This window comes from Mycobacterium sp. MAC_080597_8934, assembly GCF_000523975.1.
Lineage (GTDB): Bacteria > Actinomycetota > Actinomycetes > Mycobacteriales > Mycobacteriaceae > Mycobacterium > Mycobacterium avium.
Genome location: NZ_JAOS01000052.1, coordinates 207582 through 232991 on the forward strand (window position 1 = coordinate 207582; position 25410 = coordinate 232991).

The 25410-nt window shown below is 69.1% G+C and carries 28 protein-coding genes and 1 pseudogene; 20 read left to right on the forward strand and 9 right to left on the reverse strand.

All coding sequences use genetic code 11. The features are described 5' to 3' along the window. Nucleotides 1-4: 4 nt before the first annotated feature. Complete coding sequence (gene msrA, locus NF20_RS23210) at nt 5-520, reverse strand: peptide-methionine (S)-S-oxide reductase MsrA (RefSeq protein WP_003874215.1); 516 nt, start codon at nt 518-520, stop codon at nt 5-7. Nucleotides 521-648: 128 nt separating this feature from the next. On the opposite strand from msrA, the gene NF20_RS23215 reads away from it, so the two are divergent. From NF20_RS23215 to NF20_RS23225, 3 genes are all read left to right on the forward strand, one after another. After that, nucleotides 649-1155 carry a nuclear transport factor 2 family protein gene (locus NF20_RS23215; RefSeq protein WP_009979794.1) on the forward strand — a complete coding sequence of 169 codons (507 nt, stop codon included), beginning with the start codon at nt 649-651 and terminating at the stop codon, nt 1153-1155. Next, nucleotides 1152-2171, forward strand: a complete 1020-nt coding sequence (locus NF20_RS23220; protein WP_033712348.1) for an NAD-dependent epimerase/dehydratase family protein — start codon at nt 1152-1154, stop codon at nt 2169-2171. The genes NF20_RS23215 and NF20_RS23220 overlap by 4 nt, the downstream gene beginning before the upstream one ends. 223 nt (nt 2172-2394) lie before the next feature. After that, nucleotides 2395-2775 carry a DUF427 domain-containing protein gene (locus tag NF20_RS23225; protein ID WP_023864822.1) on the forward strand — a complete coding sequence of 127 codons (381 nt, stop codon included), beginning with the start codon at nt 2395-2397 and terminating at the stop codon, nt 2773-2775. A 2-nt stretch (nt 2776-2777) separates the two neighbouring features. Here NF20_RS23225 and NF20_RS23230 read toward each other — a convergent pair whose 3' ends face one another. After that, on the reverse strand, nt 2778-3179 hold the full coding sequence (locus NF20_RS23230; protein ID WP_011726492.1) for a nuclear transport factor 2 family protein: 402 nt from the start codon (nt 3177-3179) through the stop codon (nt 2778-2780). A gap of 60 nt (nt 3180-3239) precedes the next feature. Here NF20_RS23230 and NF20_RS23235 point away from each other — a divergent pair, with 60 nt between their 5' ends. The 9 genes from NF20_RS23235 to NF20_RS23275 all read left to right on the forward strand — a co-directional run bounded on the left by NF20_RS23235 (nt 3240) and on the right by NF20_RS23275 (nt 12621). After that, nucleotides 3240-4154: a DNA-3-methyladenine glycosylase family protein gene (locus NF20_RS23235; protein ID WP_033712349.1), complete on the forward strand. Its 915-nt coding sequence runs from the start codon at nt 3240-3242 to the stop codon at nt 4152-4154. An 88-nt stretch (nt 4155-4242) separates the two neighbouring features. After that, nucleotides 4243-4791 carry a Dps family protein gene (locus tag NF20_RS23240; RefSeq protein WP_003879065.1) on the forward strand — a complete coding sequence of 183 codons (549 nt, stop codon included), beginning with the start codon at nt 4243-4245 and terminating at the stop codon, nt 4789-4791. A gap of 125 nt (nt 4792-4916) precedes the next feature. Next, nucleotides 4917-5903 carry a pirin family protein gene (locus NF20_RS23245; protein WP_019732067.1) on the forward strand — a complete coding sequence of 329 codons (987 nt, stop codon included), beginning with the start codon at nt 4917-4919 and terminating at the stop codon, nt 5901-5903. Between the two features lie 2 nt (nt 5904-5905). Beyond that, nucleotides 5906-6541, forward strand: coding sequence for a TetR/AcrR family transcriptional regulator (locus NF20_RS23250; RefSeq protein WP_033712351.1), 636 nt, complete (start codon nt 5906-5908; stop codon nt 6539-6541). 76 nt (nt 6542-6617) lie between these two features. Then, nucleotides 6618-7559, forward strand: coding sequence for a class I SAM-dependent methyltransferase (locus NF20_RS23255; protein ID WP_033712352.1), 942 nt, complete (start codon nt 6618-6620; stop codon nt 7557-7559). Nucleotides 7560-7599: 40 nt separating this feature from the next. Next, on the forward strand, nt 7600-8532 hold the full coding sequence (locus NF20_RS23260; protein ID WP_170925426.1) for a class I SAM-dependent methyltransferase: 933 nt from the start codon (nt 7600-7602) through the stop codon (nt 8530-8532). A 74-nt stretch (nt 8533-8606) separates the two neighbouring features. Continuing rightward, a complete protein-coding gene (locus NF20_RS23265; RefSeq protein ID WP_033712353.1) occupies nt 8607-10157 on the forward strand; it encodes an LCP family protein in 1551 nt (516 codons plus the stop codon). 117 nt (nt 10158-10274) lie between these two features. Further along, entirely contained in the window at nt 10275-11699 is a 1425-nt protein-coding gene (locus NF20_RS23270) for an aldehyde dehydrogenase family protein (RefSeq protein WP_016705823.1), read from the forward strand. Nucleotides 11700-11757: 58 nt separating this feature from the next. Next, nucleotides 11758-12621, forward strand: coding sequence for an SDR family oxidoreductase (locus tag NF20_RS23275; RefSeq protein WP_019734343.1), 864 nt, complete (start codon nt 11758-11760; stop codon nt 12619-12621). A gap of 19 nt (nt 12622-12640) precedes the next feature. Here the strand turns inward: NF20_RS23275 and NF20_RS23280 are convergent, their stop codons facing one another. Together NF20_RS23280 and NF20_RS23285 are read right to left on the reverse strand one after the other, a co-directional pair. Beyond that, entirely contained in the window at nt 12641-13471 is an 831-nt protein-coding gene (locus NF20_RS23280) for a tyrosine-protein phosphatase (protein ID WP_033712354.1), read from the reverse strand. After that, the gene (locus NF20_RS23285; RefSeq protein ID WP_162936215.1) at nt 13464-14684 is read right to left on the reverse strand and encodes an acyl-CoA dehydrogenase family protein; all 1221 of its coding nucleotides are present in this window, start codon (nt 14682-14684) and stop codon (nt 13464-13466) included. The genes NF20_RS23280 and NF20_RS23285 overlap by 8 nt, the downstream gene beginning before the upstream one ends. 120 nt (nt 14685-14804) lie before the next feature. Between NF20_RS23285 and NF20_RS23290 the strand changes: the two genes are divergently transcribed. From NF20_RS23290 to NF20_RS23300, 4 genes and pseudogenes are all read left to right on the forward strand, one after another. Then, nucleotides 14805-15266, forward strand: coding sequence for a DUF1348 family protein (locus NF20_RS23290; RefSeq protein ID WP_023860801.1), 462 nt, complete (start codon nt 14805-14807; stop codon nt 15264-15266). 141 nt (nt 15267-15407) lie between these two features. Beyond that, a complete protein-coding gene (locus NF20_RS23295) occupies nt 15408-16505 on the forward strand; it encodes a Re/Si-specific NAD(P)(+) transhydrogenase subunit alpha (RefSeq protein ID WP_003874197.1) in 1098 nt (365 codons plus the stop codon). Next, nucleotides 16506-16834 (forward strand): annotated as a pseudogene (locus NF20_RS26925) (NAD(P) transhydrogenase subunit alpha). It begins immediately after the preceding gene. Further along, entirely contained in the window at nt 16831-18255 is a 1425-nt protein-coding gene (locus tag NF20_RS23300; protein ID WP_009979772.1) for an NAD(P)(+) transhydrogenase (Re/Si-specific) subunit beta, read from the forward strand. Before NF20_RS26925 ends, NF20_RS23300 begins: the two are co-directional and overlap by 4 nt. 20 nt (nt 18256-18275) lie before the next feature. Here the strand turns inward: NF20_RS23300 and NF20_RS27460 are convergent, their stop codons facing one another. Continuing rightward, nucleotides 18276-18401 carry a hypothetical protein gene (locus NF20_RS27460; protein ID WP_003874194.1) on the reverse strand — a complete coding sequence of 42 codons (126 nt, stop codon included), beginning with the start codon at nt 18399-18401 and terminating at the stop codon, nt 18276-18278. 158 nt (nt 18402-18559) lie between these two features. Between NF20_RS27460 and NF20_RS23305 the strand changes: the two genes are divergently transcribed. The 4 genes from NF20_RS23305 to NF20_RS23320 all read left to right on the forward strand — a co-directional run bounded on the left by NF20_RS23305 (nt 18560) and on the right by NF20_RS23320 (nt 22533). Further along, nucleotides 18560-19195: a TetR/AcrR family transcriptional regulator gene (locus NF20_RS23305; RefSeq protein ID WP_003874193.1), complete on the forward strand. Its 636-nt coding sequence runs from the start codon at nt 18560-18562 to the stop codon at nt 19193-19195. Nucleotides 19196-19312: 117 nt separating this feature from the next. Continuing rightward, nucleotides 19313-20413, forward strand: coding sequence for a diacylglycerol kinase (locus NF20_RS23310; protein WP_009979770.1), 1101 nt, complete (start codon nt 19313-19315; stop codon nt 20411-20413). Nucleotides 20414-20430: 17 nt separating this feature from the next. Further along, nucleotides 20431-21171: a glucose 1-dehydrogenase gene (locus tag NF20_RS23315; protein WP_003874189.1), complete on the forward strand. Its 741-nt coding sequence runs from the start codon at nt 20431-20433 to the stop codon at nt 21169-21171. Between the two features lie 21 nt (nt 21172-21192). Further along, the gene (locus tag NF20_RS23320) at nt 21193-22533 is read left to right on the forward strand and encodes an FAD-binding oxidoreductase (protein WP_033712357.1); all 1341 of its coding nucleotides are present in this window, start codon (nt 21193-21195) and stop codon (nt 22531-22533) included. Nucleotides 22534-22546: 13 nt separating this feature from the next. Here NF20_RS23320 and NF20_RS23325 read toward each other — a convergent pair whose 3' ends face one another. The 4 genes from NF20_RS23325 to NF20_RS23340 form a co-directional block, all read right to left on the reverse strand. Then, nucleotides 22547-23098, reverse strand: coding sequence for a TetR/AcrR family transcriptional regulator (locus NF20_RS23325; protein WP_009979768.1), 552 nt, complete (start codon nt 23096-23098; stop codon nt 22547-22549). Nucleotides 23099-23150: 52 nt separating this feature from the next. Continuing rightward, a complete protein-coding gene (locus NF20_RS23330; RefSeq protein ID WP_033712360.1) occupies nt 23151-23969 on the reverse strand; it encodes a thioesterase family protein in 819 nt (272 codons plus the stop codon). 19 nt (nt 23970-23988) lie between these two features. Beyond that, nucleotides 23989-24807, reverse strand: a complete 819-nt coding sequence (locus NF20_RS23335) for an SMP-30/gluconolactonase/LRE family protein (protein ID WP_019732877.1) — start codon at nt 24805-24807, stop codon at nt 23989-23991. Between the two features lie 72 nt (nt 24808-24879). Continuing rightward, complete coding sequence (locus NF20_RS23340) at nt 24880-25353, reverse strand: SRPBCC family protein (protein ID WP_009979764.1); 474 nt, start codon at nt 25351-25353, stop codon at nt 24880-24882. Nucleotides 25354-25410 lie beyond the last annotated feature (57 nt).

Sequence of the window (25410 nt, forward strand, 5' to 3'; positions counted from 1 at the left end):
CGGTTCAGCTACCGGAGGTAGCCCGGCGCGGCAGTTTCCAGCCCGGGCGGATGTAGTGGCAGGTGTACCCGTTGGGGTAGCGCTGCAGGTAATCCTGGTGCTCGGGCTCGGCTTCCCAGAAGTCGCCGGCCGGGCTGACCTCGGTCACCACCTTGCCGGGCCATAAACCGGAGGCCTCCACATCGGCGATGGTGTCCAGCGCGATCCGCTTCTGCTCGTCGTCGGTGTAGAAGATCGCCGAGCGGTAGCTGGGTCCGCGGTCGTTGCCCTGCCGGTCTTTCGTTGTCGGATCGTGGATCTGGAAGAAGAACTCCAGGATCTGCCGGTAGTCGGTGACCGCCGGGTCGTAGATGATCTCGACGGCCTCGGCGTGGGTGCCGTGGTTGCGGTAGGTCGCGTTGGGGACGTCACCGCCGGTGTAGCCGACCCGGGTGGACACCACGCCGGGTTGCTTGCGGATGAGTTCTTGCATCCCCCAGAAGCACCCGCCGGCCAGAATCGCTTTCTGCGTGTTCGTCATGTCATCGCCTCGTTTCGCTCTCGCCGAATGGCCGCAGTCCCCCTCCGATTATCCTGACGTTGGCCATCGAATACACCCGCGAGGCAAAGCTCTCGACAAACTGCGGTAGAACGTGTTCTAGTTTTGGCGTGAGCAGCCCGCAATTCTCCCGTAGTGAGCTCGTCGATGCCTTCGCGAAATTCGAAGCGACGGTCGATGCCGCGGCCCAATCGCACGACTGGGATGCCTGGGTCGAGCACTACACCCCCGACGTGGAGTACGTCGAGCACGCGGCCGGCACCATGCACGGCCGCGACGAGGTGCGCCAGTGGATCAAGCGGACCATGACGACCTATCCCGGCAGCCACATGGTCGCGTTCCCGTCGCTGTGGTCGGTGGTCGACGAGGAGCGCGGCCGGATCATCTGCGAACTCGACAACCCGATGAAAGACCCCGGCGACGGCAGCGTCATCACCGCGACCAACATCTCGATCATCACCTACGCCGGCGACGGACTGTGGTCGCGGCAGGAGGATGTCTACAACCCGTTGCGCTTCCTGCGCGCCGCGATGAAGTGGTGCCGCAAGGCGCAGACGCTGGGCACCCTCGACGACGCGGCCGCGCAGTGGATGCGGCAGAACGGGGGCGCGCAGTGAGCGGCAAACCCAAACTGGTCATCGGCGCCAACGGTTTTCTGGGTTCGCACGTGACCCGCCAGCTCGTCGCCGACGGGGCGCAGGTCCGCGCGATGGTGCGCGCCGGCGCCAATACCCGTGGTATCGACGACCTTTCGCTGACCCGCTTCCATGGCGACGTGTTCGACACCGCGGTGCTGTCCGAGGCGATGGACGGCGTCGACGACGTCTACTACTGCGTGGTCGACACCCGCGCCTGGTTGCGCGACACCTCGCCGCTGTTTCGCACCAATGTCGAAGGGCTGCGCAACGTTCTGGATGTGGCCGTAACCCAACCTGAGCTGCGCAAGTTCATCTTCACCAGCACCTACGCGACGGTCGGGCGACGGCGCGGGCACGTGGCGACCGAGGACGACGTCATCGGCACCCGCGGGCTGTCCGACTACGTCAAATCCCGCGTGCAGGCCGAAAACCTGGTGATGCGCTATGTGGCCGAGGCCGGGCTGCCCGCGGTCGCGATGTGCGTGTCGACCACCTACGGCAGCGGCGACTGGGGCCGCACCCCGCACGGCGCCTTCATCGCCGGGGCCGTGTTCGGCAAGTTGCCGTTCACCATGGAGGGCATCCAGCTGGAAGTCGTCGGCGTCACCGACGCCGCGAAGGCCATGGTCCTGGCCGCCGACCGCGGCCGTGTCGGCGAGCGGTACCTGATCTCCGAGCGGATGATCGCGCTCAAAGAGGTGGTGCGGATCGCCGCCGACGAAGCCGGGGTGCCGCCCCCGCGGCGCTCGATCTCCGTCCCGACGCTGTATGCCCTTGGCGCACTGGGCGATCTGCGCGCCCGGCTCACCGGCAAGGACGCCGAACTCAGCCTCGCCTCGGTGCGAATGATGCGCGCCGAGGCGCCCGTCGACCACAGCAAGGCCGTCCGCGAACTCGGTTGGCAGCCGCGCCCGGTCGAGGAGTCCATTCGCGAGGCGGCGCGGTTCTGGGCCTCGATGCGAAATGCCAAGGGTAAGAGCGCAACTCCTCGCTGAACACCACGCCGATCACCGTTCAGGATGCGCCGCGGCCCATCGCGGGCGACTAGCCTCGGGCGGTATCGGGGCCCATTGAACACGTCGAACTGCAGCTCACCGGACGCTTGTGCCCGCGGTGGCGAACATGGCGCAATACCACCGCTGCGCGTTCGGCTGACCGGGAAGGGTTAAGCGCGGATGGGCGTTGCACATCTCACCGGCGTCTTGAGGAGGAACCACCATGGCCCACCCGGAAATCAAAGAGCCCAGTGCGGGACACCCGATCACCATCGAGCCGACGCGGGGCCGGGTGCAGGTACGTGTCAACGGCGAGCTGATCGCCGACAGCACCGCCGCACTGGAATTGCGTGAAGCAACATTGCCTGCGGTGCAATACATTCCGTTCACCGACGTGGCGCAGGACCGGCTCACCCGCACCGACACCAGCACCTACTGCCCGTTCAAGGGCGAGGCCAGCTACTACAGCGTGACCACCTCGGCAGGCGACACCGTCGACGACGTGATCTGGACCTACGAGCAGCCCTACCCCGCCGTGGCGGCGATCGCCGGGCACGCCGCGTTCTACCCCGACAAGGCTGAGATCAGCATCTCGACCGACTGAGCTCAGTAGCCGATCCATCCGGGCATCGCGTTATCCACCGCCCGGGTGTCGCTGTACACGCGCATCGACACGATCAGCCCGTCGCGGGTGTCGAAAATGCACACGAACGGGCTGTCGTACTCGACGCCCGCGGAGGTGGTTCCGGCGGCCTGCGCCTCCACCACGACCGTCTCGCCCTCGTTGACACAGCGCACTAGGTCGATGGTCAGCTCCAGGTCTTGTTTGCGCCGCTCGATCGCCCGCCGCAAGGTGTCCTTGTCGCAAGCCGCGCGGGTGTAGAGCGTCCAGTAGCTGAAGTCGTCGCTGAGCAGCGCGAAGCCCTCGTCCAGATCGCCGCCCTCGGTGGTGCTCTGTAAGAACATCCAGGCCAGTTCGCCCTGAGGATCATCGAACGGCGTCATCACACCGCAATATTGACGTGGCACGCAGTTCACGGTCAATCAGGGCAAATCGGAGAGCATCGGGTGAAGAGCAGCGCGCGCACCGTGGTGTTTCCCGGAGCGGTCAGCTTCGGGCACACCCTGGCGCCCCTCCGCCGCGGCCTGGGCGATCCCTGCTTCCTGGCCCCGGGCGACGGCTCCATCTGGCGGACCAGCCTGCTGCCCACCGGCCCGGTCACCGCCCGGATCAGCCGCGCGGGGACCAACGCCGTGCAGTGTGTGGCGTGGGGAGCCGGCGCGGCGCAGTTCGTCGACATGCTGCCCGCGATGCTGGGCAGCGAGGACGACGCCTCGGACTTCGTGCCGCGGCATCCGACGGTCGCCGCCGCGCAGCGGCGCGTCCCGCACCTGCGGCTGGGCCGCACCGGGCTGGTGCTCGAAGCGCTGATCCCGGCGATCATCGAGCAGCGGGTGCCGGGCGCGGACGCGTTCCGCTCCTGGCGGGTGCTGGTGTCGAAGTACGGCACGCCGGCGCCGGGACCGGCGCCGGAGCGGATGATGGTCCCGCCCTCGGCGCAGGCGTGGCGCAGCATCCCGTCGTGGGAGTTCCACCGCGCCAACGTCGACCCGCGGCGGGCGCAGACGGTGGTGACCTGTGCGCGGCGCGCCGCCTCGCTGGAACGGCTGGTGTCGCGGCCGGCCGCGCAGGCGCGCGCGGCGTTGACGTCGCTGCCGGGGGTGGGGGAGTGGACCGCCGCCGAGACGGCGCAACGGGCCTTCGGCGACGCCGACGCCGTGTCGGTGGGCGACTACCACATTCCCAAGATGGTCGGCTGGACGCTGCTGGGCCGTCCCGTCGACGACGCTGGCATGCTCGAATTGCTGGAGCCGATGCGGCCGCATCGCCAGCGGGTGGTCCGGTTGCTCGAAGCCAGCGGGCTGGCTCGTGAACCCCGGCGGGGGCCGCGGCTTCCGGTCCAGCAAATCCACTCGCTTTGATTCGCGGCGTTTTTCGCACCTTGGCATCGGGTACTCGACAGCCCAAGTGACCGAGTGCGAACCGAGGGAAGGAAGCCAGGAACAAGCGATGAGTGAGTTCACAATTCCGGGATTGACCGACAAGCAGGCGGCGCGGCTCACCGAACTGCTGCAAAAGCAACTGAGCACCTACAACGATCTTCACCTGACGCTCAAGCACATTCACTGGAACGTGGTGGGCCCCAACTTCATCGGCGTGCACGAGATGATCGACCCGCAAGTCGAGGCGGTCCGCGGTTTCGCCGACGACGTCGCGGAACGCATTGCGGCGCTTGGTGCTTCGCCGCAGGGCACGCCCGGAGCCATCATCAAGGACCGGTCGTGGGACGACTACTCGGTGGGCCGCGACACCGTCCAGGCGCACTTGGCCGCCCTCGATCTCGTCTACAACGGGGTGATCGAAGACATCCGCCAATACATCGACGAGACGGACGAACTCGACCAGGTGACCCAGGACCTGTTGATCGGGCAGGCGGCGCAGCTCGAGAAGTTCCAATGGTTCGTCCGGGCACACCTGGAAAGCGCCGGCGGGCAGTTGGCGCACAAGGGCAAAAGCACCGAACGCGCCGCCGCGCAGAGCGCGCGCGGCAAATCCTGACCCACCCCGCAGCGAACGACGGATCGCCCCGGCACAGCGCCGGGGCGATCGCGCGTCCGGCCCCTCAGGAATAAGTGGACCGTAGTCCGGTTATACCGGGTAGTCCGCAACATCGAGGAGGCCAAATGCCTGCAGTCACGGCCAACACGCTCACCTTGCCGCGGGTCGGTGGCCCCGGCCCCGCCGACACCGAACGCCCGGTGCGATCCATCACCACCGGCCCGCGGGGCTACGAGGGCGAAGGGTTCCCGGTGGTGCGCGCCTTCGCCGGGGTCAGCACCGCCGCCCTGGACCCGTTCGTGCACATGGACCAGCTGGGTGAGGTCGACTATCAGCCCGGCGAGCCCCGGGGCACCGACTGGCACCCGCACCGCGGCTTCGAAACCGTGACCTATCTGCTCGACGGGAAGTTCGCCCACCAGGACTCGCACGGGGGCGGGGGCCTGATCACCGACGGCGCCACCCAGTGGATGACCGCCGGGTCGGGCATCTTGCACATCGAGACGCCCCCGGCCGAACTTGTCGACAGCGGTGGGCTGTTCCACGGCATCCAGCTGTGGGTGAACCTGCCCCGCAAGGACAAGTTCACCCCGCCCCGCTACCAGGCCATCGAAGGCGGCGACGTCGCGTTACTGGCCTCCGACGACGGCGGCGCGCTGCTGCGCATCATCGCCGGCGAGGTCGACGGGCACCACGGCCCGGGCGTCACCCACACGCCGATCACGCTGGCGCACGCGACGATCGCGAACGGCGCGCGGCTCAACCTTCCGTGGCGGCGCGATTTCAACGCGCTGGTGTACGTGCTGTCCGGCGACGGCTACGTCGGCCCGGTCGCGCACCCGATTCGTCAGGGGCAGTTGGCCGTGCTGGGGCCGGGTGACCGGATCACCGTCGGCGCGCGCGAGGTCCAGGATTCGGGGCCGGATCGCGGCGCCATTGATGTGCTGCTGCTCGGCGGGCGGCCCATTCGCGAGCCGGTATTCCACTACGGGCCTTTCGTGATGAACACGCGCACGGAATTGATCGAGGCGCTGCAGGACTACCAGGCCGGAAAGTTTGGCAGCATTCCGCCAAACGCGCTAATGCCGCACCGCCGCGATGGCACACTCTGAGAATGCTTCCACGGGGGAATCGCAGGCCAGGGCGTCCGCCTGCGGCCAAAGCCGATGAAACCCGGCAACGCATCATTCAGGCCGCTCGCCTGGTTTTCAGCGAACGCGGTTATGACGGCGCGACCTTCCAGGCCATCGCGGCGCGCGCCGATTTGACCCGGCCGGCGATCAATCACTACTTCTCGAGCAAGCCGGCGCTGTATCAGGAAGTGATGGACGAGACGAATGAATTCGTCATCGGGGTCGGGATAAAAGAGGCAGACCGCGAAACCACGCTGGTGGGGCGGCTCACGGCATTCATCTCCGCGGCGGTGAAAGCCAATGCCGAGAATCCGGCGGGTTCCGCATTCATTATCGGCGGCGTCCTGGAATCGCAGCGGCACCCCGAATGGAACACAGCGGAAAACGATTCCGTGCGCATTGCCCGCGAATTCTTGATCCGCGTGGTCAACGACGCGATCGAGCACGGCGAGGTCGCGGCCGACATCGACGCGTCGGCCTTGGTGGAGACCCTGCTCGTGGTGATGTGCGGGGTGGGGCTGTACGCGGGCTACGTCGAGACCTATCAGGAGATGCTGGCCGTCACCGGCATGCTGCGACAGCTGCTGGAAGGCGCGCTGTGGCGTCCCGGGTCCTAAGCGCGGATGGGCACGCAGTGAAGTTGCGCACAAAGCGTATAGGCTAACTAACTTATCCCGGTAGCATGGTCCGGACATGACTGATCTGGACTCCTCGCTGCCGCCGTCCGTCCGGACCGCCGGCGACAGCTGGACCATCACCGAACTCGTCGGCGCCACCGCGTTGGGCGTCGCCGCGGCGCGTGCGGCGGAGACCGCCGGTCCCGATCCGCTGATCCGCGACGAATTCGCCGGCCTGCTGGTGTCGTCCGCCGGGCCGGCCTGGGCGCGGCTGGCCGACCCGGAGCTGTCCTGGCTCGACGACGATCCGCACGGCAAACGCGCGCACCGCGTCGGCATCGACTACCAGGCCGTGCGCACCCACTACTTCGACGAGTACTTCGACGGCGCGCTGCGCGCCGGGATCCGGCAGGTGGTGATCCTGGCCGCCGGGCTGGACTCGCGGGCCTACCGACTGAACTGGCCCGGCGGCACCACCGTCTACGAGATCGACCAGCCCAAGGTGCTGGAGTACAAGACCGAGACCCTGCAGCGGCACGGCGCCACCCCCGCCGCCGTCCGGCGTCCCGTCCCAGTCGACCTGCGTGACGACTGGCCCGCGGCCCTGACCGCCGCCGGCTTCCAGGCCGCCCGGCCCACCGCCTGGCTGGCCGAAGGACTGCTGCCCTACCTGCCGAGCGACGCCCAGGACCGGCTGTTCGAGATGGTCACCGCGCTCAGCGCCGCCGGCAGCCAGGTCGCCGTCGAGGTGTTCGGCATGAACTCGCGCAGCAACGCGCAGCGCTGGCTGCGGATGCGCGGGCGGCTGGGCCTGGACGTCAACGTCGCCGCGCTGACCTACCACGAGCCGGACCGCTCGGATGCCGCCGCCTGGCTGACCGGGCACGGCTGGCGGGTGCACAGCGTCGACAACCGCGACGAGATGGCCCGGCTGGGCCGCCCGGTACCCGAGGACCTGTCCGACGAGGCGGTCCGCAGCACGTTGCTGCGCGCCCACCTCGGCGGGTCCACCGGCTGACTTCCCCCGAGGATTCCAAGGAGCAAACGCCATGAGCTCACTGCGCACCCACGACGACACCTGGGACATCAAGAGCAGTGTCGGCACCACCGCGGTGATGGTGGCCGCCGCCCGCGCCGTCGAGACCGAGCAGCCCGACCCGCTGATCCGCGACCCGTACGCCAAGCTGCTGGTCACCAACTCCGGCGCCGGCGTGCTGTGGGAGGCCATGCTCGACCCCGACATCGCCGCCCGGGTGGAGGCCCTGGACGAGGAATCGGCGGCGCACCTGCACCACATGCGCGGCTACCAGGCGGTGCGGACGCACTTCTTCGACACCTACTTCGCCGACGCCGTCGCCGCCGGGATCCGGCAGATCGTGATCCTGGCCTCGGGACTGGACTCCCGGGCGTACCGGCTCGACTGGCCGGCCGGCACCACCGTCTACGAGATCGATCAGCCGCAGGTGCTGGCCTACAAATCCACCACCCTCGCCGAGAACGGGGTGACGCCGTCCGCCGATCGCCGCGAGGTCGCCGTCGATCTGCGCCAGGACTGGCCGGCCGCGCTGCGTGCGGCCGGCTTCGACCCCACCCAGCGCACCGCCTGGCTGGCCGAAGGGCTGCTGATGTACCTGCCCGCCGAGGCGCAGGACCGGCTGTTCACCCTGATCGGCGAGCTCAGCCCGGCCGGCAGCCGGGTGGCCGCCGAAACCGCGCCCAACCACGCCGACGAGCGGCGCCAGCAGATGCGGGAACGGTTCAAGAAGGTGGCCGACGAGATCGGCTTCGAGCAGACCGTCGACGTCGGCGAGCTGATGTACCGCGACGATCACCGCGCCGACGTCACCGAGTGGCTCAACGCGCACGGCTGGCGCGCCACGGCCGAGCACTCGACGGCCGCGATGCGCCGGCTCGGTCGCTGGATCGAGAACGTCCCGCTGGCCGACGACAAGGACGCCTTCTCCGACTTCGTCGTCGCCGAGCGCCGCTAAGGGGCATTCCCGGCTGGCGCGCGGCCCCGGTTACCGGGATTTGACCTGGTCATCGGGAACAATGGTCAGCCATTATGGGCAGCGCTGGAACCGGTCACCCGCGCCGCTGGGTGCTGTTGAAGGGCCGGCTCGTCGCCAGCGTCGCGTCGGCGTTCGTCATGGCCGTCACCGGTGTCGGCTGGACCGGCTATCACACCGCGCTGGGCCGGATCATCATCTCGCATGCCCTGCCCAACGGGGCGATGTCGCTCGGCGACAACCAGAACATCCTGCTGATGGGCCTGGACAGCCGGTTGGACCAGAACGGCCGGCCGCTGCCGCCGGAAATCTACGACGCGCTGCACGCCGGCGACGAAAGCTCCGGCGGCTACAACGCCAATGTCCTTATCGTCGTTCATCTTTCGGACGGTGACGGGCCCGTCACCGCGGTGTCGATCCCGCGCGACGACTACGCCGAGTTGCCGGGCTGCCCGGGATCGGTGTGTGCCGGCAAGATCAAACAGGCCTACGGGCTGGCCTATCAGCAGTCGCTGAATGCGCAGGCCGCCGGGAATTCCGGCGCCGGGGCCACCGACCTGGCCGCTCGCGAGCAGACCGCCCGCGAGGCCGGCCGCAAGGCCGAGATCGGCGCCGTCACCGACTTTCTGGGCATCTCGGTCGACCACTTCGTCGAGGTCACCCTGGGCGCCTTCTTCCAGATCGCCAAGGCGGTCGAGCCGATCACGGTGTGCCTGGCCGGCGACACCCGGGACAGCTATTCGGGGGCGGACTTCCACCAGGGCGTGCAGCGCATCGACGCGGCCGAGGCGATGGCCTTCGTGCGGCAGCGGCGCGACGAAAACGACGGCTCCTTCACCGATTTCGACCGGACCCGCCGCCAGCAGGCGTTCCTGGTGTCGCTGGTCGAGGCGGCGCGCAGCGGCGGCGCGCTGTCCAGTGTGAGCGGGTTGCGCAAGCTGCTGCAGGTCGCCCGGGACAACGTCGCCGTCGACGCCGGGCTGGACCTGATGCAGTTCGCCGCGCGGGCCTCGCAACTGGCCGGGCGGCCGCTGTCGCTGTACACCCTGCCGATCTCGGGCTTCGGCAAGGACCCCAACGGCTCCGACATCAACCTGGTCGACCTTCCCGCGATCCGGCGGATCGTCAACGAACGCTTCATGTCCGACGCGCCGGCCGCGCTGGACGCGGCGGTCCCGGGCTCCCAGCCACCGGCCGCCCCCGCCGAGCCCGCGGTCCTCGACGTCGTCAACGCCACCACACACGACGGGCTGGCCGCCGCCCTCGAGGAGGCCCTGGCCGGCCGAGGCTTCACCCGGGGCAGCGCCACGACCGCCCCCACCCAGGCCGAGGACAGCAGCATCGAATACGGCCCCGGCGCCGAGGCGGCCGCGCGGCTGCTGGCCGACCAACTGCACCTGCCGGCCACCGCGCAGAGCGCGGTCGCGCCCGGCACCGTGCGGCTGACCGTCGGCACCGCGTTCCCGGCCGCCGACTACCTCGCCCATCCCGGCGCCTCGGGGTCGGGACAGGTGAGCACGGTGTCCGCCACCGGCACCGGCGATCACGCCCCCGCGCCGACCGACCTCAGCCAGATGACGGCCACCAGCGTCCCCTGCGTCAAGTAACCGCGCGGCCCGGCCGCGGGCCGGATCCTTCCTATTGCTCCCCCAACTAGATGGTTAGGATCGCGGTTATCACCGATGAGCGGCCGCCGCGCAGCGCGACTCTGCTCGGGAAGGACAATGATGACCACCGAATCGGTTGCATCGAAGACCACAACTTCGGCCAACGGGACCGCATCGGCCGACATCGCCGGCACGGTTGCCCGGCTTCGTCAGACCTTCGCCACCGGACGCACCCGCGACGTCGAATGGCGCAAGCGCCAGCTGCTGCAACTGCAGAAGCTGATGGAGGAGAACGAGGCCGCGATCGCCGCCGCGCTGGCCGAAGACCTGGACCGCGGCCCGTTCGAGGCCTACATCGCCGACATCGCCACCACCGCCGGTGAGGCCAAGTATGCGGCCAAACGGGTGCGCAAGTGGACCCGGCGCCGCTATCAGCTGCTGGAGCTGCCGCAGCTGCCCGGCCGCGGCTGGGTGGAGTACGAACCCTATGGCACCGTGCTGATCATCGGCGCCTGGAACTACCCCTTCTACCTCACCCTCGGCCCGGCCGTCGGGGCGATCGCCGCCGGCAACGCCGTCATCCTCAAGCCGTCGGAGATCGCGGCCGCGTCCTCGCGGGTGATGGCCGAGCTGGTGCCGAAATACCTTGACAACGACGCCATCGCGGTGATCGAGGGCGACGGGGCGACCAGCCAGGAGCTCATCGCCCAGGGCCTGGACCGGGTGATGTTCACCGGCGGCACCGAAATCGGGCGCAAGGTCTACGAGGGCGCGGCCCCGCACCTGACGCCGTGCACCCTGGAGCTGGGCGGCAAGAGCCCGGTCATCGTCGCGGCCGACGCCGACGTGGAGGTGGCGGCCAAGCGGATCGCCTGGATGAAACTGCTCAACGCCGGGCAGACCTGTGTGGCACCCGATTACGTGTTGGCGGACGCCAAGATTCGCGACGAACTGGTGGACAAGATCGGTGCCGCCATCACCAAGTTCACCGCCGACAAGCCCGAGGGCATGCGGGTGGTCAACCAGCGCCAGTTCGACCGGATCAGCAGCTACCTGTCCGGGTCGGACGGCAAGGTCACCGTCGGCGGGGCGTGCGACCCGTCCACCCTGCGCATCCAGCCCGCCGTGGTGGTCGACCCCGACCCCGACGGGCCGCTGATGCGCAACGAGATCTTCGGACCGGTGCTGCCGGTGATCACCGTCCAAAACCTGGATGAGGCAATACGTTTCGTGAACTCACGGCCCAAGCCGCTGTCGGCCTACCTGTTCACCAAGACGCGCGAGACCCGCGAGCGGGTGATCAAGGAAGTGCCGGCCGGCGGCATGCTGATCAACCACCTCGCCTTCCAGGTGTCGACGGCCAAGCTGCCGTTCGGCGGGGTCGGCGCGTCGGGAATGGGCGCCTACCACGGTCGCTACGGCTTCGAGGAGTTCAGCCACCGCAAGTCGGTGTTGACCAAACCCACCCGTCCCGACCTGTCGAGCTTCATCTACCCTCCGTACACGGAGCGGGCCTTCAAGATGGCCCGCAAGATGTTCTGACCGCTGGCTTCACCGAATCGGTTGCTAGACAGAGCTTTTCACAGCAGAGAGGAATCTTATGCCCGGAGTGCAGGATCGCGTCATCGTCGTCACCGGAGCCGGTGGCGGGCTGGGCCGTGAGTACGCCCTGACGCTGGCCCGCGAGGGTGCCAGCGTGGTCGTCAACGACCTCGGCGGGGCCCGCGACGGCACCGGCGCCGGCCACAACATGGCCGACCAGGTGGTCAAGGAGATCAAGGACGCCGGCGGCCGCGCGGTGGCCAACTACGACAGCGTGGCCGAGCCCGCGGGCGCGGAGAACATCATCAAAACCGCGCTTGATGAGTTCGGCGCCGTGCACGGCGTGGTGAGCAACGCCGGGATCCTGCGCGACGGCACCTTCCACAAGATGTCGTTCGAGAACTGGGACGCCGTGCTCAAGGTGCACCTGTACGGCGGGTACAACGTGATCCGCGCCGCCTGGCCGCACTTCCGCGAGCAGAGCTACGGCCGGGTCGTCGTCGCCACCTCCACCAGCGGCCTGTTCGGCAACTTCGGCCAAACCAATTACGGGGCAGCCAAACTCGGCCTGGTCGGCCTGATCAACAGCCTGGCGCTGGAGGGCGCCAAGTACAACATCCACGCCAACGCGATCGCCCCGATCGCGGCGACCCGGATGACCGAGGACATCCTGCCCAAGGAAGTGCTGGCCAAGCTGACCCCCGAGTACGTCGCGCCGGTGGTCGCCTACCTGTGCACCGAGGAAAACCCCAACAGCGCTTCGGTTTTCGTGGTCGGTGGCGGCAAGGTGCAGCGCGTCGCGCTGTTCCAGAACGCCGGCGTCACCTACGACAAGCCGCCGACGGTGCAGGACGTCGCCGCGCGGTGGGACGAGATCACCGACCTGTCCGCGGCCAAGCAGGCCGACTTCAAGCTGGGGTAGGCAGCGCGCGGTCGGCGGGTCAGGCGAGCAGCGCCGCGCGCAGGCGTTGCACGTCTGCCTCGCCGACCCCGGCGTCGCGCAGGTAGGCCTGCAGCGACCCGAACTTCTCGTCGATGGTTTGCCGGGCGGCGGCCAGGTACTCCTCGCGCACCCCTAGCACACCGTCGGACAGCCGCGCCTCGGTCCAGGTCACCACCTCCGGGGTCAGCTCGGTGTCCTGGCGCTGCGCGATCATCGCCGAGATCTGCGCGCGCAGCGCGGGCGCGGCGTCGTTGCTGCGCAGGAAGTCGGCGACGATGACGTCGCGGTCGACGCCGATCGCTTCGAGCACCGTCGCCACCACGAACCCGGTGCGGTCCTTGCCGGCGAAGCAGTGGGTGAGCACCGCACGCCCGGCGGCCAGCAGCGAGATGACCCGGTGCAGCGCTCGCTGCGCCCCGTTACGCGTTGGGAATTGCCGGTATTCGTCGATCATGTAGCGGGTGGCGGCCTCGTCGACGGACTCCGCCGACTGCTCGGCCCCGTCGCCGGTGAGCAGCCGCTGGAAGGCGTGCTCGTGCGGCGCCTGGTCGTCGGTGCCGGCCTCGTGCTCGCCGAGATCGGGAAAGGGCAGCAGGTGCACCTCGACACCGTCGGGAACCCGGCCCGGGCCGCGCCGGGCCACCTCGCGGGCCGCGCGCAGGTCGGCGACGTCGGTGATGCCCAGCCGGCGCAGCGTCGCGCGGCCCTCGTCGTCGAGCCCGCTCAGCTCGCCGGACCGGAACAGCCGACCCGGCCGCAGCATGGGCGCACCGTCGGCGACGTCACGAAAGTTCCACGCGCCGGACAGTTCTCGCAGCGCCTCAGGCATGCGCGGTGACCGCCGCGGCGAGCGCAGACTTTTCCCGGCCCAGCTCGGCGCGGGCGATGGTCCGCATGTGCACCTCGTCCGGGCCGTCGAAGATCCGCATGGCGCGATGCCAGCCGTACAGGCGGGCCAGCACCGTGTCGTCGCTGACCCCGGCGGCGCCGTGGACCTGGATGGCCCGGTCGATGACGTCACAGGCCACCTTCGGCGCCACCGCCTTGATCTGGGAGACCAGCAGATGCGCGGCCTTGTTGCCGTGCTGGTCGATGGTCCACGCCGCCTTCTCGCAGAGCAGCCGCGCCTGGTCGATTTCGTTGCGGGACTTGGCAATCGACTCCCGGACCACGCCCTGCTCGGCCAGCGGGCGGCCGAACGCCACCCGCTTTTGAGCCCGGTCGACCATCAGCGCCAGCGCCCGCTCGGCCCCGCCGAGGGCGCGCATGCAGTGGTGGATGCGGCCGGGACCGAGCCGGGCCTGGGCGATCGCGAAGCCCGAGCCCTCCTCGCCGAGCAGGTTGGTGACGGGCACCCGCACGTTGTCGTAGACGATCTCGCAGTGGCCGTGCTGGTCCTGCCAGCCGAACACCGGGGTGGAGCGCACCACCGTCACCCCCGGGGTGTCCATCGGCACCAGCACCATCGACTGTTGTTGGTGGCTGGCCGCGTCGGGGTTGGTGCGGCCCATCACGATCAAGATCTTGCAGCGCGGGTCCGCCGCGCCCGACGTCCACCACTTGCGGCCGTTGATCACGTAGTCGCCGCCGTCGCGCACGATGGAGGTCTCGATGTTGCGGGCGTCGCTGGACGCGACGGCGGGCTCGGTCATGGAGAAGGCGCTGCGGATCTCGCCGGCCAACAACGGCTCCAGCCACTGCTTGCGCTGCTCCTCGGTGGCGAACAGGTGCAGCGTCTCCATGTTGCCGGTGTCGGGCGCCGCGCAGTTGAGCGCCTCGGGCGCGATCTCCAGGCTCCAGCCGGTGATCTCGGCCAGCGGCGCGTATTCCAGGTTGGTCAGACCCGACTCGGCGGGCAGGAACAGGTTCCACAGCCCCTGCTGCTTGGCCTTGACCTTGAGCTGTTCCACCACCGGCGGGACGGTGTGGTCGTGCGGGCCGGCCTCGTGCCGGTACTTGTTGTATTCGGCCTCGGCCGCGAAGACGTGCTCGGTCATGAAATCGGTCAGCCGCTTGTGGTAGTCGCTGGCTTTGGCCGACATCGCGAAGTCCATGCCCGTCACCATAGGACACGGGTCGCCGCCCAACGCGAGCAGACGCAAAAGCCCCCCGACACGCCGCTGGGAATGGGCTTTTGTGTCTGCTCGCGGTAGAGATGCGGCATGACCGAATCCCGACCCCCCTTCCCGCCGTTCACCCGGGATACGGCCCTGCAGAAGGTGCAGGCCGCCGAGGACGCCTGGAACACCCGCGATCCCGAGCAGGTCAGCCTCGCGTACACGCCCGATTCGCGGTGGCGCAACCGCGACGAGTACATCGTGGGCCGCGATCAGATCGTCGCCTTTTTGACCCGCAAGTGGCAGCGCGAACTCGACTACTCGCTGCGCAAGAGCCTGTGGGACTTCCACGACAACCGCATCGCGGTGCGGTTCCAGTACGAGTGCCGCGACCGGTCCGGCCACTGGTACCGCAGCTACGGCAACGAGCTGTGGGAGTTCGCCGAATCGGGGCTGATGGCCCGCCGCGAGGCCAGCATCAACGACGTGCCGATCGACGAGTCGCAGCGCCGCTACTTCGGGCCGCGCCCGGCGTCCGAACACGGCCGGGAGATTCCGCTCTGGTAGCGCCGGCGCGGCGGCGACGGCGGGGGCCGGGTGCGGCCTGCGGCGCGGCGCGGCGACCGGGTTAGGGTGTTCACGCCAACGGGGTCGCCGATGAGTTGCCGGTAGGCAAGGAAATCAGCAAGGAAAGTAGATGTACGCGCCATGACAAATGCGCAGGCCAACGCGGTCAAGGTTGGGGTGGTCGCCGAATCCGGGGCCGACGAGCGGCGGGTCGCGCTGGTGCCCAAGGCGGTGGCGTCGCTGGTGGGCAGCGGCCTGGCGGTGGTGGTCGAGTCCGGCGCGGGCGAGCGGGCCCTGCTGCCCGACGCGCTCTACACCGAGGCCGGCGCCGACATCGGGGACGCGTGGGCCGCCGACATCGTGGTCAAGGTCGCGCCGCCGACGGCCGACGAGGTCGCCAAGCTGCACAGCGGTCAGACGCTGATCGGCTTCCTGGCGCCGCGCAACGCCGACAACTCGATCGGCGCTTTGAAGCAGGCGGGCGTGCAGGCCTTCGCGCTGGAGGCCATTCCGCGGATCTCGCGGGCCCAGGCGATGGACGCGCTGTCGTCGCAGGGCAACGTGGCCGGCTACAAGGCGGTGCTGCTGGCCGCCTCGGAGTCGACCCGGTTCTTCCCGATGCTGACGACGGCCGCGGGCACGGTGAAACCGGCCAGCGTGCTGGTGCTCGGCGTCGGGGTGGCCGGATTGCAGGCGCTGGCGACGGCCAAGCGGCTGGGCGCGCGCACGTCGGGCTACGACGTGCGTCCCGAGGTCGCGGACCAGGTGCGCTCGGTGGGCGCGCAGTGGCTCGACCTGGGCATCGATGCGGCCGGTGAGGGCGGATACGCCCGCGAGCTCACCGAGGAAGAGCGGGCCCAGCAGCAGAAGGCCCTGGAGGAGGCCATCGCCGGGTTCGACGTGGTGATCACCACGGCCTTGGTGCCCGGCCGCCCGGCGCCGCGACTGGTGACCGCCGCGGCGGTCGAGTCGATGAAGCCGGGCAGCGTGGTGGTGGACCTGGCCGGCGAGACCGGCGGCAACTGCGAGCTGACCGAGCCGGGCAAGACGGTGGTCAAGCACGACGTCACCATCGCCGCCCCGCTGAACCTGCCGGCGACCATGCCCGAGCACGCCAGCGAGCTCTACAGCAAGAACATCACCGCGCTGCTGGACCTGCTGATCAAAGACGGCAAGCTGGCCCCCGACTTCGACGACGAAGTCGTGGCGGCGGCGTGTGTGACACGGGAGAGTGCATAGATGTACGACGAACTGTTGGCCAACCTGGCGATCCTGGTGCTGTCCGGGTTCGTCGGGTTCGCGGTCATCTCCAAGGTGCCCAACACGCTGCACACGCCGCTGATGTCGGGCACCAACGCCATCCACGGCATCGTGGTGCTCGGCGCGCTGGTGGTGTTCGGCTCGGTCGAGCATCCGTCGCTGGCGATGCAGATCATCCTGTTCGTCGCGGTGGTGTTCGGAACCCTGAACGTCATCGGCGGTTCATCGTCACCGACCGGATGCTGGGCATGTTCAAGAGCAAGAAGAGCCCGGCGAAGCCGGAAACACAAGAGGCGGCGGCCAAATGAACTACTTGGTGATCGGCCTCTACATCGTTTCCTTCGCGCTGTTCATCTACGGCCTGATGGGGCTGACCGGGCCCAAGACGGCGGTGCGCGGCAACCTGATCGCCGCGGTGGGCATGGCCATCGCGGTGGCCGCGACGCTGATCAAGATTCGCCACACCGACCAATGGGTGCTGATCATCGCCGGCCTGGTGGTGGGCGTGGTGCTCGGCGTCCCGCCGGCCCGCTACACCAAGATGACGGCCATGCCGCAGCTGGTGGCCTTCTTCAACGGCGTCGGAGGTGGCACCGTCGCGCTGATCGCCCTGTCGGAATTCATTGAGACATCCGGCTTTTCGGCGTTCCAGCACGGCGAGTCACCGACGGTGCACATCGTGGTGGCGTCGTTGTTCGCCGCGATCATCGGATCGATCTCGTTCTGGGGCTCGATCATCGCGTTCGGCAAGCTGCAGGAGATCATCTCCGGCGCCCCGATCGGCTTCGGCAAGGCCCAGCAGCCGATCAACCTGCTGCTGCTGGCCGGCGCCGTGGCCGCCGCGGTGGTGATCGGTCTGCACGCCCATCCCGGCAGCGGCGGGGTGTCGCTGTGGTGGATGATCGGGCTGCTGGCCGCCGCCGGCGTGCTGGGCCTGATGGTGGTGCTGCCCATCGGCGGCGCTGACATGCCGGTGGTCATCTCGCTGCTCAACGCGATGACCGGGCTCTCGGCCGCGGCCGCGGGGTTGGCGCTGAACAACACCGCGATGATCGTGGCCGGCATGATCGTTGGCGCCTCGGGTTCGATCCTGACCAACCTGATGGCCAAGGCGATGAACCGCTCCATCCCGGCGATCGTCGCCGGCGGCTTCGGCGGTGGGGGCGTGGCACCGGGCGGCGGTGACGGCGGCGACAAGCACGTCAAGTCCACCTCGGCGGCCGACGCCGCGATCCAGATGGCCTACGCCAACCAGGTGATCGTGGTGCCCGGTTACGGCCTGGCCGTCGCGCAGGCCCAGCACGCCGTCAAGGACATGGCCGCGCTGCTGGAGGAGAAGGGCGTGCCGGTGAAGTACGCCATCCACCCGGTGGCCGGCCGGATGCCCGGGCACATGAACGTGCTGCTGGCCGAGGCCGAGGTCGACTACGACGCGATGAAGGACATGGACGACATCAACGACGAGTTCGCCCGCACCGACGTCGCGATCGTCATCGGCGCCAACGACGTCACCAACCCGGCCGCCCGCAACGAGGCGTCCAGCCCGATCTACGGCATGCCGATTCTCAACGTGGACAAGGCCAAGTCGGTGATCGTGCTCAAGCGGTCGATGAACTCCGGCTTCGCCGGCATCGACAACCCGCTGTTCTACGCCGAGGGGACGACGATGCTGTTCGGCGACGCGAAGAAGTCGGTGACCGAGGTTGCCGAGGAGCTGAAGGCGCTCTAACTGGCGCTCTCACGCGGTGCCTAGACGGGCGGGTAGGCCGGCGGCGGGTAGCCGTTGCCGTCGGTGACGCCGCGCAACCCCCAGGTGAGGTACCGCATGAAGAACTCGATTTCGTCGCTTCCGTCGTAATCCGGACTCGGATCCATCGGCCCCACCTCTCGACTCAGCGCATTCGAGGAAAGTCTAGTCGCATAGCCGTCGACGGGACACCCGGCGTTTTGCTTAAACTGTCCAACCAGTTGATTGATAGTTATCCTTGGCCGAACCGGGGCTGGCCTGCCCGTACCGACGATAGTGAGAACAGATGCCCGCCGACAGCAGCACCCCGAATGGGCAAACCCGCCGCGAAGAGCTGCTGGCCGTCGCCACCAAGTTGTTCGCCGCGCGCGGGTATCACGGCACCCGGATGGACGACGTCGCCGACGTGATCGGGCTGAACAAGGCGACCGTCTACCACTACTACGCCAGCAAGTCGCTGATCCTCTACGACATCTACCAGCAGGCCGCCGAGCGGACGCTGGCCGCGGTCCACGACGACCCCTCGATGACCGCCCGCGAGGCGCTGTACCAGTACACCGTGCGGCTGCTCGACCAGATCGCCGCCAACCCCGAGGGTGCGGCCGTCTACTTCCAGGAGCAGCCCTACATCACCGAGTGGTTCACCAAGGAACAGGTCGCCGCGGTCCGGGAAAAGGAGACCCAGGTCTACGAGCACGTGCACGGGCTCATCGACCGTGGGATCGCCAGCGGGGAGTTCTACGAGTGCGACTCGCACGTCCTGGCGCTCGGCTACATCGGCATGACGCTCGGCGCCTACCGGTGGTTGCGCCCGAGCGGACGCCGCAGCGCCAAGGAGATCGCCGCCGAGTTCAGCACCGCGCTGCTGCGCGGCCTGATCCGCGACGAGGAGATCCGCACCACCTCGCCGCTGGGCCCCTGACCCTCTCGTCGTAGCCGACGGACGCGGAACCGCCGGCGGCTCCGGGCCGGTAGGCGCCGCCCATTTAATGGACTAGTGTCTAGAAAAGTTTTGGGCGCTCAACGGACGGAGACTGTCATGGCGATCCGCGTCGCGCACGTCGGCACCGGAAACGTCGGCGGACTGGCCCTCGCCGAACTGATCACCAACCCGCGCTACGAGCTGACCGGGGTGTGCGTGTCCACCCCGGAGAAGGTCGGCAAGGACGCCGGCGAGCTGTGCGGCGTCGGACTCGATGCCGGGGTGGTCACCGGCGTCGCCGCCGTCGGCGACCTGGACGCCGTCATCGCCGCCAAGCCCGAATGCGTGGTGTACTGCGCGATGGGCGACACCCGGCTGCCCGAGGCGATGGCCGACGTCATGCGCATCCTGGCCGCCGGCATCAACGTCGTCGGATCGTCGCCCGGGCTGCTGCAATACCCCTGGGGTGTGATGCCCGAGAAGTACATCGCCCGCGTGGAAGACGCTGCCAGGCAAGGCAATTCGAGCATCTTCATCAGCGGTGTCGACCCGGGCTTCGCCAATGACCTGATCCCGCTGGCGCTGGCGGGAACCTGTCAGCGGGTGGAGCAGGTGCGCTGCATGGAGATTCACGACTACGCCAGCTACAACGGCGCGGAAGTCATGGGCTACATGGGATTCGGCCGTCCGCTCGACGAGATCCCGATGCTGCTGCAGCCGGGAGTCCTCAGCATCGCCTGGGGAACCGCTATCCGTCAGCTGGCCGCCGGGCTGGGCATCGAGGTCGACGAGATCACCGAGTCCTACCAGCGCGAGCCGGCGCCGGAGGACTTCGACATCGCGGTGGGCCGGGTGGCCAAGGGCACGCTGGCGGTGCTGCAGTTCGAGATTCGCGGCATGGTCAACGGCCACCCCGCCATCGTCATCGAGCACGTCACCCGGCTGCGGCCGGATCTGCGCCCCGACCTGCCGCAGCCGGCCGCGGGCGACGGGTCCTACCGGGTCGAGATCACCGGGGAGCCGTCGTACGCCGTCGACATCGTCCCGAGCAGCCGCAAGGGAGACCACAACCACGCCGCGATCGCGGGAGCCGCGGGCCGTATCGTCAACGCCATCCCGGCGGTGATCGCGGCCCCACCTGGCATCCGGACCACCCTCGATTTGCCGCTGGTGACCGGCAAAGGCCTTTACGCACCAAGCACTTTGGTGACCACCTGAATCGAAAGGAGACCCGCGTGGGACGGGTAGACGGCAAGGTTGCGCTGATCAGCGGGGGCGCCCGCGGCATGGGCGCCGAGCACGCGCGGCTGCTGGCGGCCGAGGGCGCCAAGGTGGTGATCGGCGACATCCTCGACGACGAGGGCAAGGCCGTGGCCGACGAGATCGGCGACTCGGTGCGCTACGTCCACCTGGACGTCACCCAGCCCGACCAGTGGGACGCCGCCGTGGAAACCGCCGTCGGCGAATTCGGCAAGCTCAACGTGTTGGTCAACAACGCCGGCACCGTCGCGCTCGGGCCGCTGAAGAGTTTCGATCTGGCCAAGTGGCAGAAGGTGATTGACGTCAACCTGACCGGCACCTTCCTGGGCATGCGGGTGGCCGTCGAGCCGATGATCGCGGCCGGCGGCGGCTCGATCATCAACATCTCCTCCATCGAGGGGCTGCGCGGTGCGCCCATGGTGCACCCCTACGTCGCCTCCAAGTGGGGCGTGCGCGGCCTGGCGAAGTCCGCGGCGCTGGAGCTGGCGCCGCACAACATCCGGGTCAACTCCGTGCACCCCGGCTTCATCCGCACCCCGATGACCAAACACCTGCCCGACGACATGGTGACCGTCCCGCTCGGCCGTCCGGCTGAGTCCCGCGAGGTGTCGACGTTCGTCTTGTTCCTGGCCAGCGACGAGTCGTCGTACGCGACCGGCAGCGAATTCGTGATGGACGGCGGACTGGTCACCGACGTGCCGCACAAGCAGTTCTAGCGCGGTGCTATAACCGCGAACATGCTGCGCGCGTTGGCGGATACGGTCGGATCCACTCACGTCGTCACCGACCCCGACGTGCTGGCGGCGCGCAGCGTCGACCACACCGGCCGCTATCGCGGGCGGGCCAGCGCGCTGGTGCGGCCGGGCTCGGCCGAGCAACTCGCCGAGGTGCTGCGGGTGTGCCGGGACGCCGGCGCCCACGTGACGGTGCAGGGTGGGCGGACGTCGCTGGTGGCCGGGACGGTGCCCGAGCACGACGACGTGTTGCTGTCCACCGAACGGCTGCACCGCATCGCCGACGTCGACACCGTCGAGCGTCGCATCGAGGTCGGCGCCGGGGCCACGCTGGCCGCGGTGCAGCAGGCCGCGTCGGCCGCCAACCTGGTGTTCGGCGTGGACCTCGCGGCCCGCGACAGCGCGACCGTCGGCGGCATGGCCTCCACGAATGCCGGTGGGCTGCACACTGTTCGGTACGGCAACATGGGCGAGCAGGTGCTCGGCATCCAGGTCGCGCTGCCCGACGGCGCGCTGCTGCGCCGGCGCAGCCGGGTGCGCCGGGACAACACCGGCTACGACCTGCCCGCGCTGTTCGTCGGCGCCGAGGGCACGCTGGGCGTGATCACCGAGCTGGACCTGCGACTGCACCCCACCCCGACGCACACGGTGACGGCGATCTGCGGGTTCGCCGAACTCGATGCCGTGGTGGCCGCCGGGCGCACGTTCCGCGACGTGGACGGCATCGCTGCGCTGGAATTGATCGACGGCCGCGCGGCTGCGCTGACCCGCGAGCATCGCGGCGTGCCCGCCCCGGTCGACGCCGACTGGCTGCTGCTGGTGGAGTTGGCCGCCGACCACGACCAGACCGAGCGGCTCGCCGGCCTGCTGGACGACGCGCCGCTCAGCGGCGAACCGGCCGTCGGCGTGGATGCCGTTGCGCGGCAACGGTTGTGGCAGGTCAGGGAGGCGCTGGCCGAGGTGCTCGGCGTGTACGGGCCGCCGCTGAAGTTCGACGTCTCGCTGCCGCTGTCGTCGATCAGCGAATTCGAAAGAGCCGCAATCGATTTGGTGCACACCCACGCGCCCGACGCGCTGCCGGTGCTGTTCGGCCACATCGGCGAGGGCAACCTGCACCTGAACGTGTTGCGCTGTGCGGCCGACCGGGAGCACGCGCTGTATGAGCCGATGATGGATCTCATCGCGGCAAGCGGCGGCAACGTCAGCTCCGAACACGGCGTCGGCAGCCGCAAGCGGCCCTACCTCGGCATGTCCCGGGAGCCCGCCGACATCGCCGCGATGCGCACCGTCAAGGCCGCGCTCGACCCGACGGGCTACCTCAACGCCGCGGTCCTGTTCGACTGATCCCGGCCGGCGGTCAGTCGGTCGGCGCCTTGATGCCGACGGCGTGGCGCAGCTGGGCCAGGAACTGATCGGCGTCGTCGCTGCGCACGATGTAGTGCGAGATCGCGATCCGGATCACCGTGGCCGCCTTCACCGCGGCGTTGGGTCCGGGCAGGTGGCGCTGCAGGCCCTCGCGCATCTGCGGGATCACCCCGGAGAACTGGGCGATGGTGTGCTCGGGCTCGACGTCGACCATGCGGACGCCGGAGTAGGAATGCTGATAGTCGACGATGAACCGCAGCACCGCGTCCAGCTTGTCCACACCCTTGAGACCCGCGGTGGCCTTGACCAGGCCGCTTTCGAAGATCTGGCGCTCGTAGGCCGAAAACGCCGACAGCAGCTCCTCTTTCGAGGCGAACCAGCGGTACAGCGTCGGGCGGGACACCCCGGCCTGGGTGGCGACGTCGGACAGGCTGAGCTTGGTCTTGCCGTTGCGACCGAGCACCTCGGCGGTGGCCGCCAGAATGCGCTGGCGGGTCGAGGTGTCGGTGTCGGCGATCGCCGTCGCCCGGACCGGATGGCTCATGATTCAAACTTTACGAAGTGTCGCCGCGGTGTCATGGTCATTCGCTCCCACGTTAGGCCCGACCGGGACGCCGGCGCACCAGAACCGACTGCTGGATGGCGCCCACGGCGCCCTGCTCGTCGAACAACGTGCCGATCGTGGTGCCGATCCCGTCCGGCCCGTAGCTGGTCTCGGCCCGGATGCCGATCCAGTCGCCGTCGGGGACCCGGAACACGTGCACGGCCAGATCGGTGTTGAGGAACGTCCACTTGGTGATGTCCAGCTTGCTGCCGATGCCGTTGTCGCAGTCGGCCACCGCGAACAGCCGCTGTAGCCGGGTCATCGATTCGCCCTTCACCAGGTCGACGGTCGGGCTGATCCAGGATTCCCCGGGGCCCTCGCTCAGCGGCTCGGTCAACCACAGCCACTGCAGGCTGTGCACGTAGTTGCGGTCCCAGTCGCGCGCCTTGAGGTTGCGGTCGTAGGCCTCGGCCCGCGGACGCGGCAGCGGCGCCGCCGCGTGCGCCAGGGATCCGGTGTCCTGGTGCTGCAACCGCCAGCCGCTGGCGCGCGCCACCGGCCGCGGGGCGCCGTCGGGCCCCGGCGCCAGCATCTGGGCGCCGAGCAGTTCGATCTGCTTGCCGGGGCGCTGCACCTCCGCGCGCACCCACAGGTCGCCCTCGACCGGCACCCCACCCAGCAGGTCGATCACCACCCGGGACAGCCGGGTGTCGTCGCGCTGCTCGCAGCGCTCCAGGGCCCGCGTCAGCAGCGCCGACACCGGACCGCCGTGCTGGATCGTCGCCGACCAGGTGCCGCGCGCCAGATCGGTGGCCCGGAACCTCTCGCCCGACGCGTCGGAGTCGATCAGCTCGTAGTAGGCGTCGGTCATCGTCAACCTCTCCGGAAAGTCAGGGCAGGCCGGCGCCGGGCGTGGTCACCGTGACGGCATCCAACCGGGACAGGCGGGTGCCGACCAGACGCTGAGGATAGGCGTCCGTGCTCGACAACAAAAACAGCGTGCGGCGCTGCGGACCGCCCAGTGCGCAGGCGATGGCCACGCGGTCGCCGATGTCGATGCGGTCGGTGACGGCGCCGCCGGCCACGATCCGCTCGAACTGGTGCGCCAGCGTCATCGCCGCCCACACCCCGCCGTCGGCGTCCAGCGCGATGCCGTCGGGCGGCCCGTCCAGGCCGTCGGCGAAGACCCGCCGGCCCGACAGTGCGCCGTCGTCGTCGATGGCGAACGCGCTCAGCCGCCGCCCGGTGGACTCGGCGACGATCAGCGTCGCCCCGTCCGGGGTGATCGCCATGCCGTTGGGGAAGTCCAGGTCGTCGGCCACCACGGTCGCACGGTCGTCGGGGTCCAGCCGGATGATCGCGCCGCCGGTGAAGGCCTGGCAGCCGATGTAGGCGCGGCCCGCGCGGTCGACCACCATGTCGCCCAGGTCGGCCGGCGCGATGTCGGCGAGTTCGGCGACGGTGACCACCGTTTCGCCGTCGTAGCGCAACACCCGCCGGTCCCGCGTGGAGGCGATCAGCAACGAGCCGTCGGGGCGGAATCCCAGCCCGGACGGACAGTGCCCGGGCAGCGGCAGGGTGGTCAGCGCGCCACCCATGGTGGTGGTGTGCACCGCTTCGCCGAGCATGTCGGAGAACCACAGCAGACCCTCGAACCAGCGCGGGCCCTCGCCGAAGCAGAACCCGTTGACCAGTGGCTCGGGGATCATCCGCTCATGCCTTCGGCAAACCTTCCGCTTTACAAAACATCGACAAAGTGTCATGCACCGCGGGTGCCGGTGTCAATCGAGCGCGGCGAGCTCCCGCGCGACGGCCTCGTGGTAGGCGTCGATCCTGGCCGGGTTGGCCTGCACGAACAGCTGATCGGGCAGCGGGGCGTCCTTGTCCGCCTCGATCGTCATGGTGCGGGAGAACAGCGTGATGTCGTGGCCGGGGCGGGTGAACCGGTAGCAGACCGTGATGCGGCCCGGCAGGCCGCCGTTGCCGTCGCGGTCGTGGCCCAGCCGGCCGATCGAGGTGAACACGAACAGCGACGGGCGCACCGCGGCGGCCAGCTGCCAGCTGAAGATCCGGTCGCCGTCGGGGCCGGTCTCCTCCCAGGTGTCGCCCACCCGCAGCGGAAGCTCGGGCAGCTTGCCGATGTGGGCGCTGCCGGGATAGGTCTTGGTCCAGTTCTGCGGATTGGTGACGAAGTCGTACACCGTTTCGGCGGACTGGGTGAACGCGGTCTCCGAGCTGGTGGTGACGATGCCCAATTGTATTGCCTCCCTGTGCGTTCCGTCGCCCGGCCGCTATGCCGCCCCGCCGTGTTG

What these genes read in the sequence shown, in the direction of transcription:
- msrA (WP_003874215.1), bottom strand. Translation starts at nt 520, where the DNA reads ATGACGAACACGCAGAAAGCGATTCTGGCCGGCGGGTGCTTCTGGGGG.
- NF20_RS23225 (WP_023864822.1), top strand. Translation starts at nt 2,395, where the DNA reads ATGGCCCACCCGGAAATCAAAGAGCCCAGTGCGGGACACCCGATCACC.
- NF20_RS23240 (WP_003879065.1), top strand. Translation starts at nt 4,243, where the DNA reads ATGAGTGAGTTCACAATTCCGGGATTGACCGACAAGCAGGCGGCGCGG.
- NF20_RS23245 (WP_019732067.1), top strand. Translation starts at nt 4,917, where the DNA reads ATGCCTGCAGTCACGGCCAACACGCTCACCTTGCCGCGGGTCGGTGGC.
- NF20_RS23250 (WP_033712351.1), top strand. Translation starts at nt 5,906, where the DNA reads ATGCTTCCACGGGGGAATCGCAGGCCAGGGCGTCCGCCTGCGGCCAAA.
- NF20_RS23255 (WP_033712352.1), top strand. Translation starts at nt 6,618, where the DNA reads ATGACTGATCTGGACTCCTCGCTGCCGCCGTCCGTCCGGACCGCCGGC.
- NF20_RS23265 (WP_033712353.1), top strand. Translation starts at nt 8,607, where the DNA reads ATGGGCAGCGCTGGAACCGGTCACCCGCGCCGCTGGGTGCTGTTGAAG.
- NF20_RS23270 (WP_016705823.1), top strand. Translation starts at nt 10,275, where the DNA reads ATGATGACCACCGAATCGGTTGCATCGAAGACCACAACTTCGGCCAAC.
- NF20_RS23275 (WP_019734343.1), top strand. Translation starts at nt 11,758, where the DNA reads ATGCCCGGAGTGCAGGATCGCGTCATCGTCGTCACCGGAGCCGGTGGC.
- NF20_RS23280 (WP_033712354.1), bottom strand. Translation starts at nt 13,471, where the DNA reads ATGCCTGAGGCGCTGCGAGAACTGTCCGGCGCGTGGAACTTTCGTGAC.
- NF20_RS23285 (WP_162936215.1), bottom strand. Translation starts at nt 14,684, where the DNA reads ATGTCGGCCAAAGCCAGCGACTACCACAAGCGGCTGACCGATTTCATG.
- NF20_RS23290 (WP_023860801.1), top strand. Translation starts at nt 14,805, where the DNA reads ATGACCGAATCCCGACCCCCCTTCCCGCCGTTCACCCGGGATACGGCC.
- NF20_RS23295 (WP_003874197.1), top strand. Translation starts at nt 15,408, where the DNA reads ATGACAAATGCGCAGGCCAACGCGGTCAAGGTTGGGGTGGTCGCCGAA.
- NF20_RS23300 (WP_009979772.1), top strand. Translation starts at nt 16,831, where the DNA reads ATGAACTACTTGGTGATCGGCCTCTACATCGTTTCCTTCGCGCTGTTC.
- NF20_RS27460 (WP_003874194.1), bottom strand. Translation starts at nt 18,401, where the DNA reads ATGGATCCGAGTCCGGATTACGACGGAAGCGACGAAATCGAGTTCTTC.
- NF20_RS23305 (WP_003874193.1), top strand. Translation starts at nt 18,560, where the DNA reads ATGCCCGCCGACAGCAGCACCCCGAATGGGCAAACCCGCCGCGAAGAG.
- NF20_RS23310 (WP_009979770.1), top strand. Translation starts at nt 19,313, where the DNA reads ATGGCGATCCGCGTCGCGCACGTCGGCACCGGAAACGTCGGCGGACTG.
- NF20_RS23320 (WP_033712357.1), top strand. Translation starts at nt 21,193, where the DNA reads ATGCTGCGCGCGTTGGCGGATACGGTCGGATCCACTCACGTCGTCACC.
- NF20_RS23325 (WP_009979768.1), bottom strand. Translation starts at nt 23,098, where the DNA reads ATGAGCCATCCGGTCCGGGCGACGGCGATCGCCGACACCGACACCTCG.
- NF20_RS23330 (WP_033712360.1), bottom strand. Translation starts at nt 23,969, where the DNA reads ATGACCGACGCCTACTACGAGCTGATCGACTCCGACGCGTCGGGCGAG.
- NF20_RS23335 (WP_019732877.1), bottom strand. Translation starts at nt 24,807, where the DNA reads ATGATCCCCGAGCCACTGGTCAACGGGTTCTGCTTCGGCGAGGGCCCG.